This window comes from Nocardioides sp. AX2bis (genome assembly GCF_902506435.1).
In the GTDB taxonomy this organism is placed as follows: domain Bacteria; phylum Actinomycetota; class Actinomycetes; order Propionibacteriales; family Nocardioidaceae; genus Nocardioides.
On record NZ_LR733215.1, the window covers coordinates 969,826 to 996,033 of the forward strand.

The 26,208-nt window shown below is 73.9% G+C and carries 27 protein-coding genes; 14 read left to right on the plus strand and 13 right to left on the minus strand.

Annotated features, from left to right (window positions below):
* Positions 1-10 precede the first annotated feature (10 nt).
* The 8 genes from GV155_RS04650 to GV155_RS04685 all read left to right on the plus strand — a co-directional run bounded on the left by GV155_RS04650 (position 11) and on the right by GV155_RS04685 (position 9,506).
* Entirely contained in the window at positions 11-1,252 is a 1,242-nt protein-coding gene (locus tag GV155_RS04650; protein ID WP_160005686.1) for an amidohydrolase, read from the plus strand.
* 192 nt (positions 1,253-1,444) lie between these two features.
* Positions 1,445-2,500: a BMP family lipoprotein gene (locus GV155_RS04655; RefSeq protein ID WP_160005688.1), complete on the plus strand. Its 1,056-nt coding sequence runs from the start codon at positions 1,445-1,447 to the stop codon at positions 2,498-2,500.
* Positions 2,501-2,687: 187 nt separating this feature from the next.
* Positions 2,688-4,232 carry an ABC transporter ATP-binding protein gene (locus GV155_RS04660; protein ID WP_160005690.1) on the plus strand — a complete coding sequence of 515 codons (1,545 nt, stop codon included), beginning with the start codon at positions 2,688-2,690 and terminating at the stop codon, positions 4,230-4,232.
* Positions 4,229-5,368, plus strand: coding sequence for an ABC transporter permease (locus GV155_RS04665; RefSeq protein WP_160005692.1), 1,140 nt, complete (start codon positions 4,229-4,231; stop codon positions 5,366-5,368). The genes GV155_RS04660 and GV155_RS04665 overlap by 4 nt, the downstream gene beginning before the upstream one ends.
* Entirely contained in the window at positions 5,365-6,633 is a 1,269-nt protein-coding gene (locus tag GV155_RS04670) for an ABC transporter permease (protein ID WP_160005694.1), read from the plus strand. The genes GV155_RS04665 and GV155_RS04670 overlap by 4 nt, the downstream gene beginning before the upstream one ends.
* Positions 6,630-7,037: a cytidine deaminase gene (locus GV155_RS04675; RefSeq protein ID WP_160005696.1), complete on the plus strand. Its 408-nt coding sequence runs from the start codon at positions 6,630-6,632 to the stop codon at positions 7,035-7,037. The genes GV155_RS04670 and GV155_RS04675 overlap by 4 nt, the downstream gene beginning before the upstream one ends.
* The gene (locus tag GV155_RS04680; RefSeq protein WP_160005698.1) at positions 7,009-8,217 is read left to right on the plus strand and encodes a cytochrome P450; all 1,209 of its coding nucleotides are present in this window, start codon (positions 7,009-7,011) and stop codon (positions 8,215-8,217) included. The genes GV155_RS04675 and GV155_RS04680 overlap by 29 nt, the downstream gene beginning before the upstream one ends.
* Positions 8,214-9,506 carry a thymidine phosphorylase gene (locus GV155_RS04685; protein WP_160005700.1) on the plus strand — a complete coding sequence of 431 codons (1,293 nt, stop codon included), beginning with the start codon at positions 8,214-8,216 and terminating at the stop codon, positions 9,504-9,506. The genes GV155_RS04680 and GV155_RS04685 overlap by 4 nt, the downstream gene beginning before the upstream one ends.
* Positions 9,507-9,523: 17 nt before the next feature.
* Here the strand turns inward: GV155_RS04685 and GV155_RS04690 are convergent, their stop codons facing one another.
* Positions 9,524-9,835 carry an EthD family reductase gene (locus tag GV155_RS04690; RefSeq protein ID WP_160005702.1) on the minus strand — a complete coding sequence of 104 codons (312 nt, stop codon included), beginning with the start codon at positions 9,833-9,835 and terminating at the stop codon, positions 9,524-9,526.
* A gap of 68 nt (positions 9,836-9,903) precedes the next feature.
* On the opposite strand from GV155_RS04690, the gene GV155_RS04695 reads away from it, so the two are divergent.
* The gene (locus tag GV155_RS04695) at positions 9,904-10,830 is read left to right on the plus strand and encodes a quinone oxidoreductase family protein (protein ID WP_160005704.1); all 927 of its coding nucleotides are present in this window, start codon (positions 9,904-9,906) and stop codon (positions 10,828-10,830) included.
* Positions 10,831-10,978: 148 nt separating this feature from the next.
* Here the strand turns inward: GV155_RS04695 and GV155_RS04700 are convergent, their stop codons facing one another.
* Both GV155_RS04700 and GV155_RS04705 read right to left on the minus strand, forming a co-directional pair.
* Positions 10,979-11,515 (minus strand): hypothetical protein, encoded by a 537-nt coding sequence (locus GV155_RS04700; protein ID WP_160005706.1) that lies wholly within the window; start codon positions 11,513-11,515, stop codon positions 10,979-10,981.
* A 6-nt stretch (positions 11,516-11,521) separates the two neighbouring features.
* A complete protein-coding gene (locus tag GV155_RS04705) occupies positions 11,522-11,977 on the minus strand; it encodes a MaoC family dehydratase (RefSeq protein WP_160005708.1) in 456 nt (151 codons plus the stop codon).
* A gap of 79 nt (positions 11,978-12,056) precedes the next feature.
* Here GV155_RS04705 and GV155_RS04710 point away from each other — a divergent pair, with 79 nt between their 5' ends.
* Positions 12,057-13,163, plus strand: coding sequence for an adenosine deaminase (locus tag GV155_RS04710; protein ID WP_442938858.1), 1,107 nt, complete (start codon positions 12,057-12,059; stop codon positions 13,161-13,163).
* A 13-nt stretch (positions 13,164-13,176) separates the two neighbouring features.
* Here the strand turns inward: GV155_RS04710 and GV155_RS04715 are convergent, their stop codons facing one another.
* Genes GV155_RS04715 through deoC form a run of 5 tightly spaced genes read right to left on the minus strand, consistent with a single transcriptional unit; the run spans position 13,177 to position 17,690 of the window.
* On the minus strand, positions 13,177-13,752 hold the full coding sequence (locus GV155_RS04715) for a hypothetical protein (RefSeq protein ID WP_160005721.1): 576 nt from the start codon (positions 13,750-13,752) through the stop codon (positions 13,177-13,179).
* Entirely contained in the window at positions 13,749-14,351 is a 603-nt protein-coding gene (locus tag GV155_RS04720) for an ATP-binding protein (protein ID WP_160005723.1), read from the minus strand. Before GV155_RS04720 ends, GV155_RS04715 begins: the two co-directional genes overlap by 4 nt.
* Positions 14,352-14,353: 2 nt before the next feature.
* Positions 14,354-15,238 carry an aldehyde dehydrogenase family protein gene (locus tag GV155_RS04725; RefSeq protein ID WP_160005725.1) on the minus strand — a complete coding sequence of 295 codons (885 nt, stop codon included), beginning with the start codon at positions 15,236-15,238 and terminating at the stop codon, positions 14,354-14,356.
* Positions 15,235-16,692, minus strand: a complete 1,458-nt coding sequence (locus GV155_RS04730) for an aldehyde dehydrogenase family protein (RefSeq protein WP_236553983.1) — start codon at positions 16,690-16,692, stop codon at positions 15,235-15,237. The genes GV155_RS04725 and GV155_RS04730 overlap by 4 nt, the downstream gene beginning before the upstream one ends.
* Positions 16,693-16,697: 5 nt before the next feature.
* On the minus strand, positions 16,698-17,690 hold the full coding sequence (deoC, locus tag GV155_RS04735) for a deoxyribose-phosphate aldolase (RefSeq protein WP_160005727.1): 993 nt from the start codon (positions 17,688-17,690) through the stop codon (positions 16,698-16,700).
* Positions 17,691-17,778: 88 nt separating this feature from the next.
* Between deoC and GV155_RS04740 the strand changes: the two genes are divergently transcribed.
* Positions 17,779-18,453: a hypothetical protein gene (locus GV155_RS04740; protein WP_160005729.1), complete on the plus strand. Its 675-nt coding sequence runs from the start codon at positions 17,779-17,781 to the stop codon at positions 18,451-18,453.
* A 14-nt stretch (positions 18,454-18,467) separates the two neighbouring features.
* Here the strand turns inward: GV155_RS04740 and GV155_RS04745 are convergent, their stop codons facing one another.
* Entirely contained in the window at positions 18,468-20,192 is a 1,725-nt protein-coding gene (locus GV155_RS04745) for a phospho-sugar mutase (RefSeq protein ID WP_160005731.1), read from the minus strand.
* Positions 20,193-20,232: 40 nt separating this feature from the next.
* On the opposite strand from GV155_RS04745, the gene GV155_RS04750 reads away from it, so the two are divergent.
* Positions 20,233-20,793: a hypothetical protein gene (locus tag GV155_RS04750; RefSeq protein WP_160005733.1), complete on the plus strand. Its 561-nt coding sequence runs from the start codon at positions 20,233-20,235 to the stop codon at positions 20,791-20,793.
* Here the strand turns inward: GV155_RS04750 and GV155_RS04755 are convergent.
* From GV155_RS04755 to GV155_RS04765, 3 genes are all read right to left on the minus strand, one after another.
* Entirely contained in the window at positions 20,777-21,010 is a 234-nt protein-coding gene (locus tag GV155_RS04755; protein WP_160005735.1) for a hypothetical protein, read from the minus strand. The genes GV155_RS04750 and GV155_RS04755 overlap by 17 nt on opposite strands.
* Before the next feature lie 72 nt (positions 21,011-21,082).
* Positions 21,083-22,078, minus strand: coding sequence for an aldo/keto reductase (locus GV155_RS04760; RefSeq protein WP_160005737.1), 996 nt, complete (start codon positions 22,076-22,078; stop codon positions 21,083-21,085).
* 22 nt (positions 22,079-22,100) lie between these two features.
* Positions 22,101-22,940, minus strand: a complete 840-nt coding sequence (locus GV155_RS04765; RefSeq protein WP_160005739.1) for a purine-nucleoside phosphorylase — start codon at positions 22,938-22,940, stop codon at positions 22,101-22,103.
* Between the two features lie 226 nt (positions 22,941-23,166).
* Between GV155_RS04765 and GV155_RS04770 the strand changes: the two genes are divergently transcribed.
* Entirely contained in the window at positions 23,167-24,111 is a 945-nt protein-coding gene (locus tag GV155_RS04770) for a hypothetical protein (protein ID WP_160005741.1), read from the plus strand.
* A 115-nt stretch (positions 24,112-24,226) separates the two neighbouring features.
* On the opposite strand, the gene GV155_RS04775 is transcribed toward GV155_RS04770, so the two are convergent.
* Positions 24,227-24,679, minus strand: a complete 453-nt coding sequence (locus GV155_RS04775; protein ID WP_160005743.1) for a gamma-glutamylcyclotransferase — start codon at positions 24,677-24,679, stop codon at positions 24,227-24,229.
* Between the two features lie 70 nt (positions 24,680-24,749).
* Here GV155_RS04775 and lpdA point away from each other — a divergent pair, with 70 nt between their 5' ends.
* Positions 24,750-26,165 (plus strand): dihydrolipoyl dehydrogenase, encoded by a 1,416-nt coding sequence (gene lpdA, locus GV155_RS04780; RefSeq protein ID WP_160005745.1) that lies wholly within the window; start codon positions 24,750-24,752, stop codon positions 26,163-26,165.
* The last annotated feature ends 43 nt before the right edge of the window (positions 26,166-26,208 follow it).

Sequence of the window (26,208 nt, forward strand, 5' to 3'; positions counted from 1 at the left end):
CTGGCCGTCTATGCCGCTGCCCGCCGATCCGGCCCACCTCGCCCACCTCGTCCACCTCGTCGCGGACGTGGTCCACAAGTACGACGACGAGCTGCGCGACCTCCGCCGCGACCTGCACGCCCACCCCGAGCTGTCGCGGCACGAGCAGCGCACCACCGCCCTGGTCGCCGACCGCCTGGCCCGCACCGCCTGGCAGGTCCGCCTGCTGCCCGGCACGGGCCTGGTCGCCGACCTCGGCCCGAGCGGGCCGGGCGCGGCCGACGGACCCGTCGTGGCGCTGCGCGCCGACATGGACGCGCTGCCCCTCGAGGACGTCACGACCGACCCCTGGGTGAGCACCGTCCCCGGGGTGGCGCACGCCTGCGGCCACGACGTGCACACCACCGCCCTGCTCGGTGCGGCGCTGGCCCTCGACGAGGTGCACGGCCGCGGGCTGCTGCCCGGTCGGGTCCGGCTCTTCTTCCAGCCGGCCGAGGAGGTCATGCCCGGGGGAGCGCTCGACCTGATCGGCCAGGGCGTGCTCGAGGACGTCGAGCAGGTCTTCGCGCTGCACTGCGACCCCGCCGTCGACCTCGGCCAGGTGGGCCTGCGGCTCGGACCGCTGACCAGCGCCGCCGACAAGGTCGAGGTCCGCCTCGAGGGCCCCGGCGGCCACACGTCGCGCCCGCACCTCACCGGCGACCTCGTCTTCGCGCTCGCCAAGGTCACCACCGAGCTCCCCGCGGTGCTGTCGCGGCGGATGGACCCCCGCTCCGGGGTCAGCGTGGTGTGGGGCGTGGTGGCCGCCGGATCGGCCCCCAACGTGATCCCCGACCGGGGCCGGGTCTCCGGCACGGTCCGGATCCTCGACGCCGAGGCCTGGGCCGGCTGCGAGCAGATCGTGCGGGACGCGGTGCGCGACGTCGTCGCGCCGTACGGCGTGACCGCCCACGTCGACTACCTGCGCGGCGTCCCGCCCGTGGTCAACGACCCGCGCGCCAACCACGTGCTCTCGGCGGCCGTCTCCGACGTGCTGGGCGAGGAGGGCCGGGTCGTGGCCGGTCAGAGCATGGGCGGCGAGGACTTCGGCTGGTACCTCGACGAGGTGCCCGGCGCGATGATGCGCCTGGGCACCCGGACCCCGGGCGGGCCGACCTACGACCTGCACCAGGGCAACCTGCGCGTCGACGAGCGGGCGGTCGGCGTGGGGGCGCGCCTCCTGGCCCAGACCGCGCTGCGGGCGCACCTCGAGGGCGACGCGAGCCCGGTCTGACCCGCTCGCGGGGCCGGTCCCAGGGCCGGTCTCAGGCGGTCCTCTGGGACCTCCGTCCCGGGACCCGTGTCCGTCGTGTTCCGCCTCGGTAACGATTGGCGCGCACGGTCCGTCGGGCCGTCCCCACCCTTTAGGGTTCCCGGTGGCCGTCGTCGACCGGGGACGTGCCGTCTCAGCAACCGAGGAGGCGTCTTGCGACGCAGCAGCACCACGCTGGCAGCCCTTTTCTCCGCCAGCATCCTGGCCCTGACCGCGTGCGGCGGTGGCGGTGACGACACCGCCTCCGACGGTGGCTCCGACAGCGAGGGCGGATCCGACTCCGGCCTCAAGGTCGGCCTCGCCTACGACGTGGGCGGGCGCGGTGACCAGTCCTTCAACGACTCGGCGGCCGCCGGTCTCGACCAGGCCATCGAGGAGTACGGCATCGACCCGCAGGAGTCGGCCGCCGAGGACGGCGAGTCCGAGTCCGCCCGCGAGGAGCGCCTGCGCACCTTCGTCGACGCCGGCTACGACCCCATCATCGCCGTCGGCTTCGCCTACGAGGCCGCGGTGGCCAAGGTGGCCGAGGAGTTCCCCGACTCCCACTTCGCCATCATCGACAGCGAGACCGTCGAGGCCGACAACGTCGCCAACCTCGTCTTCGCCGAGGAGGAGGGCTCCTTCCTCGTCGGTGCGGCCGCGGCCCTCAAGACCGAGACCGACAACGTCGGCTTCGTCGGCGGCGTCGAGACCCCGCTCATCCAGAAGTTCGAGGCCGGCTACATCGCCGGTGCCGAGGCCGTGAACCCCGACATCGAGGTCCAGTCGACCTACCTGACGCAGATCCCGGACTTCTCCGGCTTCGCCGACCCGGCCCGCGGGAAGACCGCGGCCGAGGGCATGTTCGACGGCGGCGCCGACATCGTCTACCACGCGGCCGGCGGCTCCGGCGGCGGCGTCTTCGAGGCGGCGGCCGAGTCCGACAACCTCGCCATCGGTGTCGACTCCGACCAGTACGAGACGGCCGACCCGTCCGTGCAGGACGTGATCATGACCTCGATGCTGAAGAACATCGACGTCGCGGTCTTCGAGTACCTCACCGCGGTCAACGACGGAGAGTTCCCCTCGGGCATCACCCGCTACGACCTGTCGGTCGACGGCGTCGGCTACTCCACCTCCGGTGGTCAGGTCGACGACATCGCCGACGAGCTCGACGAGTACAAGCAGCAGATCATCGACGGTGAGGTCGAGGTCCCCTCCGCTCCCTGACGGGACCGGTCGGCACCACGCAGCACCACTCACCAGCGACCGGGGTCGCGGGCGTTCGCGCCCGCGGCCCCGTGCCGCGTCCCGGCGGGACGAGCCGTCACCGCGGTGACGTAGCCTCGCACCGCTCGACCCGCCCGCTGCTCCACCCGCACCACCCGTCCCACCGGCCCAGGAGGTCCACGCCGTCGTGACCGAGACGTCCAGCACCGCCCCCGGCGACCCGAGCACCCCGCTCGCGGTGCGCCTGCGCGGCATCGGAAAGCGCTTCCCGGGGGTGATCGCCAACGACGACGTCAACATCGACGTGCGGCGCGGGACCATCCACGCCGTGGTCGGCGAGAACGGCGCCGGCAAGTCGACGCTGATGAAGATCCTGTACGGCGTCCAGCCGCCCGACTCGGGCACGATCGAGATCGGCGGGTCGCAGGTCAAGCTGTCCTCCCCGGCCGACGCGATCAAGGCCGGCGTCGGGATGGTCTTCCAGCACTTCATGCTGGCCGACAACCTGACCGTGCTCGAGAACGTCGTCCTCGGGGCCGAGAAGCAGCACGGCATCGGCCGCAAGGCCCGCGCCGAGGTGCGCCGCATCTCCGACGCCTACGGCCTCGGCGTCGACCCGGACGCCCTGGTCGAGGACCTCGGCGTCGGTGCCCGCCAGCGCGTCGAGATCCTCAAGGTCCTCTTCCGCGGCGCGCGCACGATCATCCTCGACGAGCCGACGGCCGTCCTGGTGCCGCAGGAGGTCGACGAGCTCTTCGGCAACCTGCGCGAGCTGAAGAAGGAGGGCCTGGCCGTCCTGTTCATCTCCCACAAGCTCGACGAGGTCCTCTCGGTGGCCGACGAGATCACGGTCATCCGGCGCGGCACGACCGTCCGTACGGTGGTCCCCGCCGACGTCACCTCCCGCCAGCTCGCCGAGCTCATGGTCGGCTCCGAGCTGCCGTCCCCGGGGATCTCGGAGAAGGCGACCTCGACCCGGGTCCAGCTGGCCGTGACCGGGCTGACCCTGCACGACGCGGCCGGCCGCGCCCTGCTCGACGACGTCACCTTCGAGATCCGCCGCGGCGAGATCCTCGGCATCGCCGGGGTCGAGGGCAACGGCCAGGCCGAGCTGGTCGAGGCCGTGATGGGCATGCGCCCCGGTGCCACCGGCTCGATCGTGCTCACCGACCAGGACCTCGCCCCGATGTCGACCCTGCGGCGCCGCGAGGCCGGGATCGGCTACATCCCCGAGGACCGCCACCGGCACGGGCTGCTGCTCGACTCGCCGCTGTGGGAGAACCGCGTGCTCGGCCACCAGTCCCGCCCGCCGAGCGCGTCCGGCCGCCTGATCAAGCGCGGCGCGGCCCGCGCCGACACCCAGCGCATCATCGACGCCTACGACGTGCGTACGCCCGGCACCGACGTCCCGGCCCGTGCGCTGTCCGGCGGCAACCAGCAGAAGCTGATCGTGGGCCGCGAGATGAGCGGCGACCCGATCCTGCTGATCGCCGCCCACCCGACCCGGGGCGTCGACGTCGGCGCCCAGGCCGCCATCTGGAACCACATCCGCGAGGCCCGTGCCGACGGGCTCTCGGTGCTGCTGATCTCGGCCGACCTCGACGAGCTGATCGGGCTGTCGGACCGGATCGAGGTCGTCCTGCGCGGCCGGCTGGTCGGCGAGTTCGACCCGAGCGACGTGACGCCCGAGCAGCTCGGCTCGGCCATGACCGGCGCCGGGAGCGCGGCATGACCCGGGTCCTGCGCGCCCTGCTGGGCCTCCTCGCGCCGCTGCTCGCCCTGGTCGCGGCGTTCGTGATCACCAGCCTGGTGCTGATCAGCGCCGGCGACCCGGTCGGGGAGGTGTGGTCCGAGATCCTCCAGGTCCCCGAGACCCGCAACGTGGCCAACATCGTCAACCAGGCGTGCGTCCTCTACCTCTCCGGCCTGGCGGTCGCCGTCGCCTTCCGGATGAACCTGTTCAACATCGGCGTCGACGGGCAGTACCGGATCGCGGCGTTCGTCGGCGCGGTCGTGGCCGGCGAGGCCTGGCTGCCGGGCTACCTGAACACCGCGCTCGCGATCGTGTGCGCGATGGCCGTCGGTGCCCTGTGGGCCGGCATCGCCGGGGTGCTGCGCGCGACCCGTGGCGTCAGCGAGGTCATCTCCACGATCATGCTGAACTTCATCTCCACCAGCGTCGTGGCCTACCTCCTGCGTGAGGCCGCGGTCCGCGAGGAGGGCAGCAACACGATCGGCACCAAGGAGATCCCCGAGGGCAGCCGGATCGGCCCCATCCCGCTGGCGGCCGCCGACAGCGGACCCACGGCCGAGATCTACGGCTTCGTGGTGCTCGCGGTGCTGGCCGGGGTGGCGTACTGGTTCGTGATGAGCCGCACCCGCTTCGGCTTCGACCTGCGCGCGACCGGGCAGTCGACGACCGCGGCCGTGGCCAGCGGGATCAACGTGCGCCGGATGACCATCATCACGATGATGCTGTCGGGTGCCGTGGCCGGCCTGGTCGGCCTGCCGATCCTGTTCGGCGAGGCGTACAGCTACGGCTCGACGTTCCAGTCCGGGCTGGGCTTCGCCGGCATCGCGATCGCGCTGCTGGGCCGCAACAACCCGGTCGGGATCGCGCTGGCCGCGCTGCTGTTCGCCTTCCTGGAGGAGCAGTCCAACCCGCTGCAGATCCTGGTCGGCGTCTCCCCGGAGATCGTGGCCATCACCCAGGGCGTCATCGTCCTGACCGTCGTCATCTCCTACGAGGTCGTCCGGCGCTTCCTCACCCGTCGCGAGCAGAGCCGCGTGGCGAAGGCGGAGCGCCCGGCGGACCCGGCAGGTCCTGCCGACCCCGCCCCGACCCAGGACCAGGAGGCCCGCGCATGAGCGTCGTGACCGACCCCGTCGCCACGGCGCCCGCGCCGTCCTCGCGCAGCCAACGCCGGCTGCGCCCGGCCTACTGGTGGATCCTCGGCATCGTCGGCTTCATCGCCCTGCTCTCGCTCCTCGAGCGGGTCACCGGCGCCGACGACCTGACCTCGGCCGGCACGGTCGGGGCCACCCTGATCGCGACGATGCCGATCATGCTCGCCGCCCTCGGTGGGCTGTGGGCCGAGCGGGCCGGCGTGGTCAACATCGGCCTCGAGGGGATGATGATCCTCGGCACCTTCGGGGCCGGGTTCTTCGCGTTCACCTACGGCCCCTGGATCGGCGTGGCCGGCTCGATCGCCCTCGGCATGGTCGGCGGCCTCGTGCACGCGCTGGCCACCGTCGTGTTCGGCGTCGACCACATCATCTCCGGCGTCGCGATCAACATCATCGCGCTCGGCGCCGTGCAGTACCTCGCCGCGCTGACCTTCAGCGGCGTCGAGGGCGGTGGTCCGACCCAGTCGCCGAAGATCGGCGACGTCCCGACGATCTCCTTCCCGGCGCTGGGCGACCGGTTGGGCGAGGTCGAGGACAACAACTGGTTCTTCGTCTCCGAGCTCGCCGCGATCGCCCGCGCCCTCGTCACGAACCTGTCCGTGCTGGTGCTCATCTCCCTGGCCCTGGTCGTCCTGTCGTACGTCGTGCTGTGGCGCACCGCCTTCGGGCTGCGCCTGCGCTCGTGCGGCGAGAGCCCGGCGGCCGCGGAGTCCCTGGGCGTGGCGGTGATGCGCTACAAGTTCATCGCCGTGCTCATCTCCGGCGGGCTGGCCGGCCTGGCCGGCGGGTTCCTGGCCATGGTCGCCTCCAGCAACTACCGCGAGGGCCAGACCGGCGGGCGCGGCTACATCGGCCTCGCCGCGATGATCTTCGGCAACTGGCGTCCCGGCGGCCTGCTCGCGGGCTCCGGGCTGTTCGGCTACACCGAGACCCTCGGGCTGCGCCAGGGCGGCACCTCGGTGCGCGCGCTGCTGCTGCTCGTCTCGCTCCTGGCGATCGCGTTCGCGATCTGGCAGGTGCGCCGCACGAACTTCACCACCGCGGCGGTGGTCTTCGTGATCGGTGCCGCGATCGGGGCGGTCTACCTGTCCATCGACCAGGTGCCGGGCGACTTCACGCGGATGACGCCGTACGTCATCACGCTGCTGGTGCTCGCCTTCGCCAGCCAACGGCTGCGGATGCCCGCGGCCGACGGACAGGTCTACCGCAAGGGGAGTGCCGGATGAGCGAGGACGGGACGCCCCTGGACTTCGACTGGGAGGCCCTGCGCGCCGAGGCCCGCGAGGCCATGGCGCACGCCTACGCGCCGTACTCCGGCTACCAGGTCGGCGCCGCCGCGCTGGTCGCCGACGGCCGCGTCGTCTCGGGCTGCAACGTCGAGAACGCGGCGTACGGCGTGGCGCTCTGCGCCGAGTGCGGGCTGGTCAGCGACCTGCACCGGGGCGGTGGGGGTCGGTTGACGCACTTCGTGTGCGTGGACGGCGAGGGCGCGGTGATCATGCCCTGCGGGCGCTGTCGTCAGCTGCTGTCGGAGAACGGCGGGCCGGGCCTGCTGCTGCAGACGGTCTCGGGGGTCAGGCGGATGGACGAGGTGCTGCCGGATGCGTTCGGTCCCGACGACCTCGGCTGACCTCACCGACCCCGGCTTCCTCGCCGACCCGTACCCCGTCCTCGCCGCGCTGCGCGAGCAGGGGCCGGTGCTGCGGCACGAGCCCACCGGGCGCTGGCTGGTCCTCGACCACGCCGGGGTCGGCCGCGCGCTGCGCGACCGTCGGCTGGGCCGGGTCTGGCGCGACCGGGAGCCGGCCGACGCGCTGGCCCCGTTCAACCTGCTGCACCGTCACCAGATGATGGAGAACGAGCCGCCCGACCACACCCGGCTGCGGCGCCCGGTCGCGGCCGCCTTCAACCGCGGGCACGTCGAGCGGCTGCGCCCTCGCGTGCGCGAGCTCGCCGCCGGGCTGCTCGACGAGGTGGCCGGTGCGGCCGCCACGGACGCGGGGTTCGACGTCGTGGGGGAGTACGCCGAGCCGTTGCCCGTGCTCGTCATCGCCGAGCTCCTCGGCGTGCCGGCCTCCCACGCGCCCGACCTGCGGGCGTGGTCGCAGGCCATCGTGCGGATGTACGAGACCGCGCCGTCGCCGGCGGTCGTCAGCACCGCGGTGGCGGCCGCAGCCGACTTCGCCGCGCTGGTCCGCGACCTGGCCGACCTGCGGCGCCGGCAGCCGGCCGACGACCTGGTCAGCGACCTGGTCGCCACCGAGCTCTCCGCCGACGAGGTCGTCGCCTCCGCGGTGCTGCTGCTCAACGCCGGCCACGAGGCGTCGGTGAACGTCTTCGGCAACGGCCTGGTCGGCCTGCTGCGGGCCGGTCTCTGGCCGGTCGCCGCCGACGCGGCCCCGACGGCGGTCGAGGAGATGCTGCGCCACGACGCCGCCCTCCAGCTCTTCGAGCGCACCGCCACCACCGAGATCGAGCTCGCCGGCGGCCACGTCGTGCCGCAGGGCGGCACGGTCGCCCTGCTGCTGGGCTCGGCCAACCGGGACCCGGCGGCCTTCGCCGACGCCGACGTCATGGATCCCACCCGCGACCCCAACCCGCACGTGTCCTTCGGTGCGGGCGTCCACTTCTGCCTCGGGGCGCCGCTGGCCCGGATGGAGCTGGCCGAGTCGGTGGCGCTGCTGGCGACGCGGCTGCCCGGCCTCGCGCTGGCGGGGGAGCCCGTACGCCGTCCCACGTTCGTGCTCCGGGGCTACGAGCAGGTCCGGGTGCGCGACGGCGGCGGGGCCGACGATAGGTTCCCGGCGTGAGTCACGAGCCGCACGACGCCGTCGAGGTCATCACCGCCAAGCGCGACGGAGGTCGGCTGTCCGACAGCCAGGTCGACTGGGTGGTCGACGCCTACACCCGCGGCGTGGTCGCCGACGAGCAGATGTCCGCGCTCGCGATGGCCATCCTGCTCAACGGCATGGAGCGCGAGGAGATCGCCCGCTGGACCGCGGCGATGATCGCCTCGGGCGAGCGGATGGACTTCTCCTCCCTGTCCCGACCGACCGCCGACAAGCACTCCACCGGCGGCGTGGGCGACAAGATCACCCTCCCGCTGGCGCCGCTGGTCGCCGCCTGCGGCGTGGCCGTGCCCCAGCTGTCCGGGCGGGGCCTCGGCCACACCGGCGGCACGCTCGACAAGCTCGAGTCGGTCTCCGGCTGGCGCGCCGCGCTGTCCAACGAGGCGATGCTGCGCCAGCTCGAGGACGTCGGCGCCGTGATCTGCGCGGCCGGCGACGGGCTCGCGCCCGCCGACAAGAAGCTATACGCCCTGCGCGACGTCACCGGCACCGTCGAGGCGATCCCTCTGATCGCCTCCTCGATCATGAGCAAGAAGATCGCCGAGGGCACCGGCTCGCTCGTGCTCGACGTCAAGGTGGGCACCGGCGCGTTCATGAAGACCCCCGAGCGGGCTCGCGAGCTGGCGGAGACCATGGTCGCCCTCGGCACCGACGCCGGGGTGACCACCGTGGCGCTGCTGACCGAGATGAGCACCCCGCTCGGGCTGACCGCCGGCAACGCGATCGAGGTCGAGGAGTCCGTCGAGGTCCTCGCCGGAGGCGGCCCCGCCGACGTCGTCGAGCTGACCGTCGCCCTGGCTCGCGAGATGCTCGCGGCCGCGGGGCGCCCCGACGTCGACCCGGCCGCGAAGCTGGCCGACGGGTCCGCGATGGACGCCTGGCGGGCGATGATCGGCGCCCAGGGCGGCGACCCCGGCGCGGCGCTGCCGGTGGCACGCGAGTCGCACGTGGTGACCGCCCCGGCCGACGGCGTCCTGACCCGCCTGGACGCGATGGCCGTCGGGACCGCCGCGTGGCGCCTCGGCGCCGGCCGTGCCCGCAAGGAGGACCCGGTGCAGGCCGGGGCCGGCGTGCGCTGGCACGCCCGCCCGGGGGACGCCGTGCGGGCCGGCCAGCCGCTGATGACGCTGCTGACCGACGAGCCGGCCCGCTTCGACCGGGCGCTGGCCGCGCTCGAGGGCGGGTACGACGTCGCGCCGGCCGGGACGGCGTACGAGCCCGGCCCGCTGGTCATCGACCGGATCGGCTGACGCCGCCCCGCTGAGCCTCAGACGATCGTGGTGACCCCACCGCTGACGATCGTCGCGCCGCCGCTGGCGAAGTTCGCCAGGTCGCCCACGGCGGCCTGCCCGGCCTCGCTGCCCATCGCGGCCTGGAAGGCCTGGGCGTCGTCGAAGGTGAGCGTCGCGATCAGGTGCTCGGCGCGCGTGCCGTCGGCGCCCGGGTCGGGCGAGACGGTCGTGTAGGACCGCAGGCCCGGCAGCGTGCTCGCGAGCGGGGCGTGGGTCTCGGCGTAGTGGCGGTCGAAGGCGTCCGCGTCGGTGGGGTGGTGGTAGATGACGACGAGCTGGTAGGTCATGGGACCGACCCTGCCCCATCCGGGGCCGCAGGGGAATGCCCGACCGGGCAGGTGCGGTTGGGGCGGACATGGCCATGCAGTGGATCGCGACCCGTCCCGGCGACCTCGACGTGCTGTCGTTCGAGGAGGTCGAGGTGCCCGCGCCCGGTCCCGGCGAGGTGACGATCGAGGTGCGCGCCGCCGGGGTGAACCCGGCCGACCACAAGCACGTGGCGCGCGGCGGGGAGTTCCCGCGCGGCGTCGGGTACGAGGTCGCCGGCGTGCTGACCGCGCTCGGCCCGGACACCGAGATCGCCACCGGCGGGGGCGCCGTCGGCGACGAGGTCGTGGCGTTCCGGGTGCAGGGCGGCTGGGCCACCTCGCTCACCGTGGCGGCCGCCGACGTGCTGGCCAAGCCGGCCGGCCTGGGCTGGGCCGAGGCCGCCAACCTGCTCCTGGCCGGCGCGACGGCGGCCGAGATGCTCCACGTCACCGGCTGCGCGGCGGGGGAGACCGTCCTCGCGCACGGCGCCTCCGGCGCGGTCGGGGTCAGCCTGCTGCAGCAGGCCGCGGCGCTGGGGGTCCGGGTGGTCGGCACCGCCTCCGAGGCCCGCGCCGGCGAGGTGGAGCGCTTCGGTGGCGTGCCGGTGGCGTACGGCCCCGGGCTGGCTGACCGCGTGCGCGCCCTGGCCCCCGACGGCGTCGTGGCGGCGCTGGACTGCGTGGGCACCGACGAAGCCGTCGAGACCTCCCTGGAGCTCGTCGCCGACCGGGACCGGATCGTCACCATCGCCGCCCAGCACCGCGCCGAGGCCGACGGGATCCGCGTCATCGGCGGCACGATGCCAGCCAGCAAGACCTTCCGCGACGCCGTCCGCGCCGACCTGCTCGCGCAGGCCGGCGACGGGCGCCTCGTGGTGCCGGTCGCCCGCACGTACCCCTTGGCGGACGCGCTGGACGCCGCCCGACTCCTGCAGGCCGGCCACCCCGGCGGGAAGCTCGCGCTGCTGCCCTGACCGGTCTTCCGGACGCTGCCTCACGTTCGTGTGGGCTGAGGGGCCGTTCACCCACAACAACGTGAGGCAGCGACCTGCTCAGCCCTCGGGCCGCGGCGATAGTCCCTGACGAAATCGCTGGGGATCGGGCTTGGCCACGACGATTTCGTCAGGGACTATCCCGGCCACGGCGAAGCCGGTCCCCGGGTGGGTCGGGCTCGACGTCGAAGAGGTCCACGCCGCGTTCACGCAAGCCTCGGAGCACCCGGCCGCTGACGCACAGCGGCATGCTGGGTCCGCCGGGAAGGTAGGAGTGCACCTCCGCCGCCGGGTCGGTCGGCTCGACGAGGCCGACGTAGCCCGGGAGCGACTCCCCGGACCGCAGCACGACGTCCGCCTCGTAGGTGCTGAGGCCGGTGACCCCCAGGTCGCGGAGCGCCTCGGCGAACCGTGTCGAGACGACCTTGACCTGCAGACCGCCGCAGTGAAGGACGCCGTTGCGACGCAACGGGGCACGGCAGCCCTCCATCTGCGCGTACCAGATGCTGAACCCGAGCTGGTCGAGCTGACCCGTGGCGACGAGGTCGACGATGTCCCGGCCGTCGGGCAGCAGCCACGGCCCGTACTTCGGCTGGTCCGGCCACGTGAGCGAGACCCAGAGGTCACGGATCGCGGACCGGCCCTGCACCAGCCACCAGCCGGTCACCCCAGCTCAGCCCTCGAGCAGCAGCACCACGGACTCGGCGACGCAGGCCGGCTTGTCCTCGCCCTCGATCTCGATGGTGTTGCGGACGGTGCACTGCTTGCCGGCGGGGAGGTCGGTGACCTCGCCGAGGGTGGAGTGGATCCGGATCCGCTTGCCGACCCGCAGGGGGTTCGGGAAGCGGACCTTGTTGACGCCGTAGTTGAGCTTGGCGCCCGGGGTGTCGAAGGAGAAGACCTGGCTGCCGAGCCACGGCACCAGCGACAGGGTGAGGTAGCCGTGGGCGATGGTGCCGCCGAACGGCCCCTCGGCGGCGCGCTCGGCGTCGACGTGGATCCACTGGTGGTCGCCGGTGGCCTCGGCGAACTGGTCGACCCTGTCCTGCTCGATCGTGATCCAGTCGCTGGTGCCCAGCTCCTCGCCGGCAGCGGCGGTGACCTCGTCGAACGACGTGAACGTGCGCATGTGTGGGTCCTCCCCGGCGGCCGACCGGGACGGTGCCCGGTGGTTGGATGAGAGTGTGACCGCCCTCTCCGCCGAACCTATCGAAACCACGCCCGACGTCCCCACCCCTGACCAGGTGCGCCGGGTCCCCAAGGTGCTCCTGCACGACCACCTCGACGGCGGGCTGCGGCCCGCCACGGTCGCCGCGCTGGCCGCGGAGATCGGGCACGAGCTGCCCGTGCCGGACGCGGTGGCCGACCCGGACGCGCTCGGGCGGTGGTTCCGCGAGTCGGCCGACTCCGGCTCGCTGGAGCGCTACCTCGAGACGTTCGTGCACACCGTCGCGGTGATGCAGACCCCCGAGGCGCTGGCCCGGGTCGCGCGCGAGTGCGTCGAGGACCTGGCCGCCGACGGCGTGGTCTACGCCGAGATCCGCTACGCCCCCGAGCAGCACGTCGAGCAGGGCCTCTCGCTCGACGACGTCGTCGCCGCGGTGCAGCAGGGCTTCGACGAGGGCGTCGGGGCGGTCGCAGCCGAGGGCGGTCGGATCGTCGTACGCCAGCTGCTCACCGCGATGCGTCACCAGGCCCGCTCGATGGAGATCGCCGAGCTCGCCGTGGCCTGGCGCGACCGCGGGGTCGCCGGCTTCGACATCGCCGGCGCCGAGGCCGGGTTCCCCCCGACCCGCCACCTGGACGCCTTCGAGTACCTGCAGCGGGAGTCGTCGCACTTCACCATCCACGCCGGCGAGGCCTTCGGGCTGCCGTCGATCTGGGAGGCGATCCAGTGGTGCGGGGCCGACCGGCTCGGCCACGGGGTGCGGATCGTCGACGACGTCGAGCTCGGTGAGGACGGGTCCGTACGCCTGGGGCGGCTCGCGGCGTACGTCCGCGACACCCGCATCCCCCTCGAGCTCTGCCCGGCCTCCAATGTGCAGACCGGGGCCGCGGCCTCGATCGCCGAGCACCCGATCGGCCTGCTGCGCGACCTGCGGTTCCGGGTCACCGTCAACACCGACAACCGGCTGATGAGCGACACCTCGATGAGCGCCGAGATGCTCGCGCTGGTCGAGGCGTTCGGCTGGGACCTGACCGACCTGCGCTGGGTGACGATCAACGCGATGAAGTCGGCGTTCCTGCCCTTCGACGAGCGGCTGGAGCTGATCGACGAGGTGATCAAGCCGGGGTACGCCGCCCTCGGCTGCTGATCCGGGCCGGGCGCTACGAGCGCGGCAGCACCGCGCACCACAGCCGCGGCCAGCCGACGCGCAGCGCGTCGGCCAGCGGGCGGACGGTGCCGCGCGCCGGGTCGTAGACCCGGAGGCCGTCCGGGCCGTCCTCCACGGCCAGCAGGACGTGGCGGGGGAGCAGCCGGGACCCGACGAACAGCGCGACGGGGTGGCCCGTCCGGACCACCTCGGCGACCCTGGCGAGGTCCGGGCGTGCCGTGCGCCAGCGCCGGCCGGTGGTCAGCCCCAGGCGCCGCGCCACCGCCCACGGCGGGGTGCCCAGCGCCCGCGGCCAGGGCAGGCCGGGACGGCCGCCGTCGCGCAGCCCGGTCACCTCGGCGTGGGTCCGCAGCACCTCCGTGCGCCAGCGCCCCGGGTCCCGCAGGCTGCGGCCGTACGTCGGCTCGGCCAGCCCCCGGGCCACCACCAGGCAGGCGGCCCCGCAGCTGCGCTGGTCGGGCTGCACGAGGGGTCTCGTGACGCTCGCTGGCGCTCGCTCCTCGACCACCGGGTCGTCCTCGACCACCGGGTCGTCCTCGGGCACCGGGTCGTCCTCGGGCAGGATCACGACATCGCGCGGATGCGGCGCAGGCCCTGGTCGCCGGTCAGCGGCTCGCAGCCGGCGGCCACCGCGTGGTCGACCACCCGGCGCTGGTCGCGCCGCAGCGCCAGGCCGCGCCGCACCAGCATCAACGGCGGCTTGCGCCGCTCCCGCAGGTCGCGCTGCAGCCGTCGGGCGAAGGTGACCGTCGGGCGCTGGGTGACGCAGAACGCCGCCGCCAGCAGCCCCCGCTCGCGGCAGACCGCGACGACGTCGGCGGCGAAGATGCCCTCGGCGACGAACAGCGGCGATCCCGCGAGCTCCAGCACGTGGCTGCCGGTCCGGGCGCTGAGCCCGATGTCGTAGACTGGCGCCTCCGCCCGCCCGTCGGCACACAACCGCTCCATCGCCGCGACGGCGTCGTCCGGGAGCCACGAGTCGGGGTGGTCCCAGTCGACCAGGCCGGCGTTCGGGCCGTCGGTGATCAGGGGCAGCGCGGGGTCGCCCGCCGAGCGGTAGAAGTCGTCGAGGCGCAGCACCGGCAGGCCGCTGCGCTCGGCCAGGCGCGACTTGCCGGCCCCGGACGGGCCGGCCAGCACGACCACGCGGGCGGGGGAGGAGGGCACGGTCAGGTGCCGACCGGGTGCCAGACCGTCTTGGTCTCCACGAAGCGCGTCATCCGGTCCAGGCGCGGGTCGGCGGCCAGGTCCTCGGGGCCGGGGCGGCGTACGCGCTTGAGGTTGTCGGCCGCGGCGACCTCGAGGTCCCGGGCCAGGTCGGCGTCGTCGACGCCGGTCAGGTCGAGGCCGTCCACGTCGAGGTGGGAGGCCAGCCAGGGCGCGATCTCGCCCTGGTGGCCGGTCAGCACGTTGACCACGCCGCCGGGCAGGTCGGCGGTGGCCATCACCTCGGCCAGGGTGATCGCCGGCAGCGGGTGCGGCTGGCTGGCGACGACGACGCACGTGTTGCCGGTCGTGATCACGGGCGCGACCACGCTGACCAGGCCGAGCAGCGGCGAGGCCGGCGCCATCACGGCCACCACGCCGGTCGGCTCCGGGCTGGAGAGGTTGAAGTACGGCCCGGCGACGGGGTTGGCGTTGCCCACGACCTGGGCGAGCTTGTCGGCCCACCCGGCGTACCAGACCAGGCGGTCGACGGCCTGGTCGACCTCGGCCCGGGCGCCGCCCGCGTTGACGCCGGTGGCCTCGCGGACCTCGCGCTCGAGCTGGTCGCGGCGGCTCTCGAGCACCTCGGCGATCCGGTAGACGACCTGGCCGCGGTTGTACGGCGTGCGCGTCGACCAGGAGCCGAAGGCCTTGCGGGCGGCCACGACGGCGTCGCGGCCGTCCTTGCGCGAGGCCAGCGAGGCGTTGGCCAGGAACCCGCCCCTGGCATCGGTCACCTCGTAGGAGCGCGCGGACTCCGAGCGGGGGAACGCGCCCCCGACGTAGAGCTTGTAGGTCTTGCGCACGTCGATGCGGTCGGCGTCGCGGCGGGTCCGGTCGCGGCTCATCGGTTCTCCTCCTGCAGGTAGGCCGCCAGCCCGTGGCGCCCGCCCTCGCGGCCGTAGCCGGACTCCTGGTACCCGCCGAACGGCGAGGTCGGGTCGAACTTGTTGAACGTGTTGGCCCAGACCACGCCGGCCCGCAGCCGCTCGGCCATCCACAGGATGCGCGAGCCCTTCTCGGTCCACACCCCGGCGGAGAGGCCGTACGGCGTGTTGTTGGCCTTCTCGACGGCCTCGGCGGGCGTGCGGAAGGTGAGCACCGACAGGACCGGGCCGAAGACCTCCTCGCGGGCGATCCGGTGGGCCTGGGTGACGCCGGTGAAGATCGTCGGACGGAACCAGTAGCCGGTGGACGGCAGCGCGCAGTCCGGCGCCCAGCGGCCGGCGCCCTCCTCCTCGCCGACGGCGGCGAGCTCGGTGATCCGGTCCAGCTGCTCGCGGGAGTTGATCGCGCCCACGTCGGTGTTCTTGTCCAGCGGGTCGCCGACGCGCAGCGTCGACATCCGGGCCCGGAGCCGGTCGAGGACCTCCTCGGCGATCGACTCCTGCACCAGCAGCCGGCTGCCGGCGCAGCAGACGTGGCCCTGGTTGAAGAAGATCCCGTTGACGGTGCCCTCGACGGCCTGGTCGATGGCGGCGTCGTCGAAGACGATGTTGGCGGCCTTGCCGCCGAGCTCCAGGGTCACCTTCTTGCGGGTGCCGGCGACCGCGCGGGCGATCTGGCGGCCGACCTCGGTGGAACCGGTGAAGGCGACCTTGTCGACGTCGTCGTGGCCGACCACGAGACGGCCGGTCTCCCCGGCGCCGGTGAGCACGTTGACCACCCCGGCGGGCAGGTCGGCCTGCTGGCAGATCTCGGCGAAGAGCAGCGCGGTCAGCGGCGTGGTCTCGGCCGGCTTCAGCACCACGGTGTTGCCGCAGGCCAGGGCCGGGGCGACCTTCCAGGCCAGCATCATCAGCGGGAAGTTCCACGGGATGACCTGACCGGCGACGCCGACCGGGGTGGTGCCGTAGCCGGCGTGCTCGAGCTTGTCGGCCCAGCCGGCGTAGTAGAAGAACCAGGCGGCGACCATCGGCACGTCGACGTCGCGCGACTCCTTGATCGGCTTGCCGTTGTCGAGGGTCTCCAGGACCGCCAGCTCGCGGCTGCGCTCCTGGATGATCCGGGCGATCCGGAAGAGGTACTTGGCGCGCTCGCGGCCGGGCATCCGGCCCCAGACGCGCTCCTGGGCGCGGCGGGCGGCCTTCACTGCGGCGTCGACGTCGGCGGCGTCCGCCGCGGCGACCTCGGCCAGGGGCTGCTCGGTCGCCGGGTTCAGGGTCGTGAACGACTCGCCGCGCCCGTCGACGAAGGCGCCGTCGACGAACAGGCCGTACGACGTGCGCAGGTCGACCACGCTGGTCGACTCGGGCGCGGGGGCGTAGGCGAACGGGCTCGCGGGGGTGGGGATCTCAGTCACGGCTCTCAGTCCAGGGTCACGTGGTCGGGGCCGCTGTAGTGGCCGGTGCGCATCTTCTGCCGCTGCAGGAGGAGGTCGTTGAGCAGGGAGGACGCCCCGAAGCGGAACCAGTCGGGGTCGAGCCAGTCGGGTCCGGCGACCTCGTTGACGGTCACGAGGTACTTGATCGCGTCCTTCGTCGTGCGGATGCCGCCGGCGGGCTTCACGCCGATCATCCGGCCGGTCGCCCGGCGGAAGTCGCGGACGGCCTCCAGCATCACCAGGGTGACCGGCAGGGTCGCGGCGGGCTGGACCTTGCCGGTGGAGGTCTTGATGAAGTCGGCACCGCCGGTCATCGCCAGCCAGCTCGCGCGGCGGACGTTGTCGTAGGTCGCCAGCTCGCCGGTCTCGAGGATCACCTTGAGGTGGGCGTCGTGCCCGCCCGGGCGGGCGCAGACCTCGCGGACGGCGACGATCTCGTCCAGCACGCGGCGGTAGTCGCCGACCAGGAACGCGCCGCGGTCGATCACCATGTCGATCTCGTCGGCGCCGTCGGCCACCGCGTTCGCGACGTCGGCGAGCTTGAGGTCGAGCGCGGCGCGGCCCGACGGGAAGGCGGTGGCGACCGAGGCCACCTTGACCCCGCTGGAGCCGAGCGCCTGCTTGGCGGTGGCGACGAGGTCGGGGTAGACGCAGACCGCGGCGGCCGCGGGGCACGAGGCGTCCGTCGGGTCGGGGCGCACGGCCTTGGCCGACAGGGCCCGCACCTTGCCGGGGGTGTCGGCACCCTCGAGCGTGGTCAGGTCGACCATCGAGACGGCCAGGTCGAGGGCGTAGGCCTTCGCGGTCGTCTTGATCGAGCGGGTGGCGAGGCCGGCGGCGCGGGACTCGACGCCGACCTGGTCGACGCCGGGGAGGCCGTGCAGGAAGCGGCGCAGCGAGGCGTCGCTGCCGGCCACCCCCAGCGGGTCGGTGGGGGCCACGGACGACGGTGTCGCGGCGGTCGGGGGGGCTGCCATGGGGGCCAGCATAGGGTTGGCGCCGCCGCGGGTCCGCACCCGCGTCGAGACCTGTGCGCGCCCGTACGACCCGAGAGGACCGCTGCCCGTGGCTGCCCGCGAGGAGGACTTCCGTCCGACCAACGGACCGGCCGTGGGGCTCCTGGCCCTCGCGGTCCTGGTGGGCGTGGTGGTGCTCGACGTCCTGGGGCAGGGTCCGGACCTGGCACCGTGGGGGTACGCGCTGGTGGTGCTGCTCGGGGTGCTCGTCTGGGCCGCCGTGCTCCGACCCCGGGTGTGGGTCGGCCAGGGCGACCTGGTGCTGCGCACGATGCTGGAGACGGTCCGGCTCCCGCTGGCGGCCGTGGAGGCGATCGCGGTGCGCCAGGTGCTGGTGGTCACCGCCGGGGGGCGGCGCTACGTGTGCCCCGCGCTGGGCCGCAGCCGCAAGGCGCTGGTGCGCGGCTCGGCCGGCGGCGGTGGCCGCGGGGGCGGCGGCATCGGGGCGTTCGTCGGGGTGCGCTCCTGGGGTGACGGTGCGCCGGCCGAGGGCGACGAGGTCGCCCGCCGCAGCCACGAGCGGGCGCTCGGGGTCGACTACCCCCGCTACGTCGAGGGCCGGCTGCTGGAGCTGACCGACCGCGCGCGCCTCGAGGCGCGGGTGCGGCCCGGGTCCGACGCCCAGCGGGAGCTGGCCGCGGGCGTACGCCGGGAGCCGGCGTGGCCGGAGATCGCGGCGCTGGCGCTCAGCGCCGTGGCGCTCGTCGTCCTCGTCCTGCGGTAGCGGTCGGGCGCCGGTCAGCCGCCGAGGCGGTGGCGGAGGTCCGCCCCGAGCGCGTCGAGCCGGGTGGCGGCCGAGATCCGGGCGGCGGCGACGGCGGACGTGCGGTCCTCGCCGGCGGCGGCCGCCTCGACGGGGACCACGACCTCCAGGTAGGCCTTGACCTTCGGCTCGGTTCCGCTGGGGCGCACGACGACCCGGGCGCCGCCGGCCAGCCGGTAGCGCAGCCCGTCGGTCGGCGGCAGGCCGTCGCCGCCCTCGGCGAGGTCGTCGACCCCCTCGACGGCCAGGCCCCCGAGCGCGGCGGGGGGCTCCTGGCGGAGCGTGGCCATCGCGCGGGTGATCAGGGCGAGGTCGGCCACGCGTACCGAGACCTGGTCGGTGGCGTGCAGGCCGTGCGCCGCCGCGAGGTCGTCGAGCACGTCCAGCAGGGTGCGGCCCTCGGCCTTGCACTGCGCGGCCAGCTCGCAGAGCAGCAGGAGCGCCGAGACGCCGTCCTTGTCGCGGACGTGCTCGGGGTCGCAGCAGTAGCCCAGCGCCTCCTCGTAGCCGAAGACGAGGCCCTCGGCCCGGGAGATCCACTTGAAGCCGGTCAGGGTCTGCGCGTGCCGCTCACCGGCGGCCTCGGCCATCCGTGCGAGCAGGCTGGAGGAGACGATCGAGCAGGCCCAGGTGCCGTGCCGGCCGCGCTGCATCAGGTGGTGGGCCAGCAGCGCGCCGATCTCGTCGCCGCGCAGGAGCCGCCACCCGGTGTCCCCGGGCACCGCGGCGGCGCAGCGGTCCGCGTCGGGGTCGTTGGCCACGACGAGGTCGGCGCCGGTGCTCAGGGCCAGGGCGAGCGCCTCGTCCATGGCCCCGGGCTCCTCGGGGTTGGGGAACGAGACCGTGGGGAAGTCGGGGTCGGGCTGCTCCTGGGAGGCCACGACGCTCGGCGTGGTGAAGCCGGCGGTCTCGAGGACCTGCAGCACCGGGTCCGCGCCGACGCCGTGCAGCGGCGTGTAGACGATCGCGAGGTCGCGGGGACCGTCCTCGGCCAGTCCGGCGACGGTGTCGAGGTAGCGGTCGACCAGGCCCTCGTCGAGGGTCGTCCAGGCGTCGCTGCGAGGCACGTCGGCGTGGGCGCCGACCTCGGTGATCCGGGCGGCGATCGCGGTGTCCGCGGGCGAGACGATCTGGCTGCCGTCGCCGAGGTAGACCTTGTAGCCGTTGTCCTCGGGCGGGTTGTGGCTGGCGGTCACCATCACCCCGGCCGCGCAGCCGAGCTCGCGCACGGCGTAGGCCAGGACGGGGGTCGGCAGGGCGCGGGGGAGCACCATCGCCTCGATCCCGGCACCGGCCATCACCGCGGCGGTGTCACGGGCGAAGTCGAGCGAGAGGTGGCGGGCGTCGTACCCGACGACCACCCGCAGCCGGCCGCGGCCGGAGCCGGCGGCCGGCCCCTCGTCGAGGAGGTACGTCGCGAGGCCGGCCGCGGCGCGGGTGACCACGACGCGGTTCATCCGGTTCGGGCCGGGCCCGAGCGCGCCGCGCAGGCCGGCGGTCCCGAACTCGAGGGTGCCGTCGAACCGGTCGGTCAGGACCGTGAGGGCGGCCTCGTCGCCGGCACCGGCCGCGTCGACCTCCCGCTCCAGCTGCTCCCGGGTCGCCGGGTCGGGGTCCGCGCCCGCCCAGGCGCGGGCGCGGGCGAGGAGCTGGTCGACGGCGTGGTCCGTCGAAGTGGGGTCGGGGTCGGGCGTGGCCATGGTCCGCACCGTAGTCGGCGGCGGGGGTGATGATGGTCCGGTGACCGCCCCCGTGCACCGTCTCCCGCCCCCGGTCGGGGTGGACGAGGCGGTGCGGTGCTGCCGCGCGCTCCTCCGCGGGGCCCCGAGGGAGGAGCACCTGGCGCTCCTGCCGTGGTTGACGGGGCACGCGTGGGCCGAGGGCGACCCGGTCCGTGACCCCGTCCGCTGGGGCGACCACTGGGTGCGGCACTGGGGCGCGCGCGGTCTCCTGCACGTGTGGTCCGACACCGCGTCGGTGGACGTCGTGGCGGGCCTGGCCGACGAGCACTGGCGGCCGGCGGAGACCTGCCTGCGGGTGGTCGCGCGCCACGACGTGGCGGGCGCGGGCCCGGGGGCGTACGCCTTGGCGCAGCACCCCCTGCCGCGGGTGCGGGCCCAGGCGGCCCGGGCGCTGGCGGTGGCCGGGGACGTCGAGCACGCCGGGGCGCTGGAGGCGCTGCGGGACGACCCGGACCCGGCGGTGAGTCGGGCGGCGGGCCGGGCGTGGCCGGTGCTGGCGGCGCGGCTGGACCTTGCCGACGAGCCCGGTCGTCGGCGGCTGGTCAGCCGTCAGCGGTGACGGCGCGCTCCTCGTCGGTCAGGTCGGACTCGTCGCTGTCGTCGAGGAACTCGCCCTTCTCCTCGTCGAAGTCGCGCTGGGTGTTGTCGACCTCGGCGTTGTTCGGGCGCTTCTCCGGGTCGAGACGCTCCTGGCGCTCGGCCTCGATCTCCTCGGCGTCGGGCTCGGTCACCTCCTCGTCGGTGCCGGCCTCGTCCACGGTCTCGTCCTCGCTCATGGCGGCCACCCTGGCAGAGCAGGTGACCGGGGTCACGTGCCTAGGAGGGTGGGTCGCCCGGGCGTACCGGCCTCAGCGGTCGATCGAGCTCATGTCGGAGTAGCGGTCACCGACGACGGCGTCGCGCGGCACCGCGTCGGTGAGGGCGCGGACGTCCTCGGCGGACAGGACGACGTCGGCGGCGCCGGCGTTCTCCTCCAGGTAGCGGACCCGGCGGGTGCCCGGGATCGGCACCACGTCGTCGCCCTGGGCCAGCACCCAGGCCAGGGCCAGCTGGCCGGGGGTGCAGCCGAGGCGCTCGGCGATCGTCCGCACCTCGCCGACCAGCCGGAGGTTGGCGCGCAGGCCCTCGCCGTTGAGGCGGGGGAAGCGCTCGGAGAGGCGGGTGTCGGACTCGTCGAGGTCGGACTCGTCGGTGATGGCGCCGGTGAGGATGCCGCGGCCGAGGGGGGAGTACGGCACCAGGCCGATGCCCAGCTCGCGCAGCAGGGGGAGGATCTCGTCCTCGAGGTCGCGGGTGAACAGCGAGTACTCGGTCTGCAGCGCGGTGAGCGGGTGGGTCTCGTGGGCGCGGCGGATGGTGCGGGGCGCGGCCTCCGAGAGCCCGAGGTGGCGCACCTTGCCGGCGGCGACGAGCTCGCCCATGGCGCCGACGGTCTCCTCGATCGAGACGTCCGGGTCGACCCGGTGCTGGTAGTAGAGGTCGAGGTGGTCGACCCCGAGGCGCTGCAGCGAGGCGTCGCAGGCGCTGCGGACGTACTCGGGGCGGCCGTTGATGCCCAGGCGGGTGCCGTCGGCGAGCCGCTCGTTGCCGAACTTGGTGGCCAGCTGGACCTCGTCGCGGCGCCCGGCGATGGCCCGGCCGACGAGCTGCTCGTTGGTGAAGGGGCCGTACATGTCGGCGGTGTCGAGGAAGGTGACGCCGAGGTCGAGCGCGCGCCGGATCGTCTCGGTCGCGCTCGCGTCGTCGGTGGCGCCGTAGAACTCCGACATCCCCATGCAGCCGAGGCCGAGGGTGGAGACGGTCAGCGGGGAGGTGGTGCCGAGCGTGCGCTGGGAGAGGGACATGCCCCCAGGAAACCAGGCGGGCTCAGATGCGCGGGACCACCCGCGAGAGCAGGTCGCCCATCCGGGTCGCGGCGGCGCGCCCGGCCTCGAGCACCTCGGCGTGGTCGAGCGGCTGCCCGGTGATGCCGGCGGCGGCGTTGGTGACCAGGCTGAGGCCCAACACCTCGAGACCGGCGGCGCGGGCGGCGATCGCCTCGAGGGTGGTCGACATCCCGACGAGGTCGGCGCCGAGGGTGCGCGCCATGCGTACCTCGGCGGGGGTCTCGTAGTGCGGGCCGGGGAACTGGGCGTAGACGCCCTCGTCGAGGCCCGGCTCGACCTCCTGGCACATCGCGCGCAGGCGGGGGGAGTAGAGGTCGGTGAGGTCGACGAAGGTGGCGCCCTCGAGCGGGGAGACCGCGGTCAGGTTCAGGTGGTCGCTGATCAGCACCGGGGTGCCGGGCGCCCACTCCTCGCGCAGGCCGCCGCAGCCGTTGGTCAGCACGATCGCGCGGCAGCCGGCCGCGGCCGCCGTACGGACGCCGTGGACGACGGCGGCGACGCCGCGGCCCTCGTAGTAGTGGGTCCGGCTGAGGAAGACCAGCAGCCGCTGGTCGCCGCTGCGTACCGAGCGGACCTTGCCGGAGTGTCCGGCCACCGCGGCGCCGGTGAAGTACGGCAGGTCGGTGACGTCGACCTCGGCCACCGTCTCGCCCAGCGCGTCGACCGCCGGCAGCCACCCGGACCCGAGGACCAGCGCGACGTCGTGCTGCTCCACCCCGGTGAGCCGGGCCAGCTCCGCGGCCGCCTCCGCGGCGCGGGCGGCGTGGTCGAGCGGGGCGTCGGGGTGCTGGGGCTGGGGCTGCTGGGTGTGCTGGGTCACGGCGGGGACTGTAGCGAGCGCGCGCTCGCGGCCGGGAATCCCCGGGGCGGGGCGAGCGGGAAGTCCCCGGTCGGCCGGGGACTTCCGAACATGTCCGGCTTTGCAAAGGCCGACAAGTTCGCAACTTGCCCGTCAAGTCCGGGTCGACGGCGTGCGCCGTGCGGGTTATCCACAGGCTGGCCCGCGCGTGGTGGCGCCGCGGTCGGTCTCGGACGAGGGTCTCGACATGACCCAGGGCAGCCCCGACGACCCCCGCCTCACCGCCGTGAGCCTGCGCCGCGACCTCGTGGCGGCCGGGTGGACCGACCACATGCTGGTCCAGGCCGTACGACGCGGCGAGCTCGCCCGGCCGCGCTACGGCGCCTACGTGGATGGTCGTGCATGGGCGGGGCTGGACGCGGCGGGGCGCCACGAGGTCACGGCGCGTGCCGTCGTCGCTGCGTCGCGGACCAGCGTGGTGCTGTCACACGTCACGGCGGCGACCCTGCACGGCACACCTGACTACGGGCTCGACCGGACCGACGTCCACCTCACCCGACGTGACGGTCGCACCGGGCGGGCGGAGGCAGGCGTCCGCCAGCACCGGGGACGGCTGCTGGCCGGGGACGACGTGACCGTGAGGGGCACGCCGACGATGAGTCCCACCCGTACGGCTCTCGAGCTGACGACGATGCTCGGCACCGAGCCCGCCCTGGTCCAGGTCAACGACCTGCTCCACCGGGGACTGACGACGGCGGACCAGCTCGCGCAGCGCTACGAGAACGGCATGGAGCACTGGCCCAGCACGCTCCGCACCGACCTGGTCCTCCGCCTGGCCGACCACCGCATCGAGTCGGTCGCGGAGTCGCGGTTCGTCTTCCTGGCCTGGCAGCAGCACCTGCCCGCACCGGAACCGCAGGTCGACATCGCGGACGCCGACGGCGTCATCCGCGCGCGGGTCGACTTCGCCTGGGCCGAGCGCGGCGTCTTCCTCGAGGTGGACGGGCGCGTCAAGTACGAGAAGCTCCTCCGCCCGGGAGAGAACGTCGTGGACGTGGTGCTGCGCGAGAAGAAGCGCGAGGCGCTGGTCTGCCGGCTCACGGGATGGCGCTGCCTCCGGGTCGACTGGGCCGACCTGGAGCACCCCGAGCGGACGGCGCGGTGGATCCGCGACGAGCTCGACCGCGTCTGAGCGGCCCCCGGCAGGCCGGGGTTGACGGGCAGGTTTCGAACTTGTCGGGCTTTGCAAAGGCCGACAAGTTCGGAAGTCCCCGGCCGACCGGGGACTTCGCGGTACGCCGGCGGCCCTACTCGCCCAGCGAGCGGCAGGGGCGCAGGCGGAGGGCGGCGACGTAGTCGTCGGGGGCGGAGGCGGCCTGGGCGGCCTCGGCGATCACCCCGAGGTACGACGCCGAGGGCAGACCGCCCTCGAAGGCGTCCAGGACGTAGGCCCAGGCGACCTCCTCGCCGGTCAGCGTGGCCACCCGGACCCGGGTCTTGCGGTACAGCCCCTGGTCGGCGCCCTCCCAGCCGTCGAGGTTGGCCTCGTCGTCGCGGGTGACGTCGTAGACGGCGACGAAGACCTGCTCGAAGGGGTCCTGGACCACCGTGGCCAGCGAGCCGTCCCAGCCGTGCTCCTCCCCGCCGAAGGTGAGTCGCCAGCCCTGGAGCCACCCGGTGGTGCGCAGGATGGAGTGGGGGGCGTGCTGGCCCATCCGGGCCGGGTCCAGGTTCGTGCCGTAGGCCGCGTAGAGGGTCACGCCCCCGAGGCTAGCGATCGGCGCCCCCGCCGAGGACCGGCCCGGCCGCGGCGGTGGATAGGCTGGGCCCGTGAGCGATCAGCAGACCCACTTCGACGTCCTCGTGCTCGGTGCCGGCCCCGGTGGCTACGTCGCCGCGATCCGCGCCGCGCAACTCGGCAAGACCGCCGCGGTGGTCGAGGAGAAGTACTGGGGCGGGGTGTGCCTCAACGTCGGCTGCATCCCCTCCAAGGCGCTGCTGCGCAACGCCGAGATCGCCCACATCATCACGAAGGAGAAGAAGACCTTCGGGATCTCGGGCGAGGCGACGATGGACTTCGCCATCACCCACCAGCGCAGCCGGGGCGTGGCCGAGAACAGCGCCAAGGGCGTACACTACCTGATGAAGAAGAACAAGATCCAGGAGATCCACGGCTGGGGCACGCTGACCGGCGCGGTCGACGGCAAGCAGGGCATCGAGGTCAAGGACGCCGACGGCAACGCGACGACCTACACCTGTGACGACCTGGTCATCGCCACCGGGGCACAGACCCGCCTGGTGCCCGGCACCTCGCTGTCCGAGCGCGTGGTCACCTACGAGGAGCAGATCCTCACCGAGGAGCTGCCCGGCTCGATCGTGATCGCCGGCTCCGGCGCCATCGGCGTCGAGTTCGCCTACGTGCTGACCAACTTCGGCGTCGACGTCACCATCGTGGAGTTCCTCGACCGGATGGTGCCCACCGAGGACCCGGACGTGTCCAAGGAGCTGCTCAAGCAGTACAAGAAGCTCGGCGTGACCGTGATGCTCAAGACCAAGGTCGAGTCGATCGACGACTCCGGCGACAAGGTCAAGGTCGTCGTGTCCCAGGACGGCCAGCAGCAGACCCTCGAGACCGACAAGGTCATGCAGGCCATCGGCTTCGCGCCCCGCGTGGAGGGCTACGGCCTCGACAACACCGGCGTCACGGTCACCGAGCGCGGCGCGATCGCCGTCGACGCCCGCGGGCGCACCGACGTCGACCACGTCTGGGCCATCGGCGACGTCACCGGCAAGCTGATGCTGGCCCACACCGCCGAGGCGATGGGCGTCATCGCCGCCGAGACCATCGCCGGCGCCGAGACCGTCGAGATCGACTTCGACATGATCCCGCGCGCCACGTTCTGCCAGCCGCAGATCGCCTCCTTCGGCTACTCCGAGGAGCAGGCGAAGGAGAAGGGCTACGACGTCAAGGTCGCCCAGTTCCCGTTCTCGGCCAACGGCAAGGCCCGCGGCATGGCCGAGGGGGTCGGCTTCGTGAAGATCATCGCCGACGCCGAGCACCACGAGATCATCGGCGCCCACATGATCGGCCCCGAGGTCACCGAGCTCCTCCCGGTGCTGACCCTGGCCCAGAAGTGGGACCTCACCGCCGACGAGGTCGCCCGCAACGTCTTCGCGCACCCGACCCTGTCGGAGGCGATGAAGGAGGCCGTCGAGGGGATCGCCGGCCACATGATCAACCTCTGAGGCACCCAGGACCACCCGAGCACCAGCGACCCGGACGGACGTA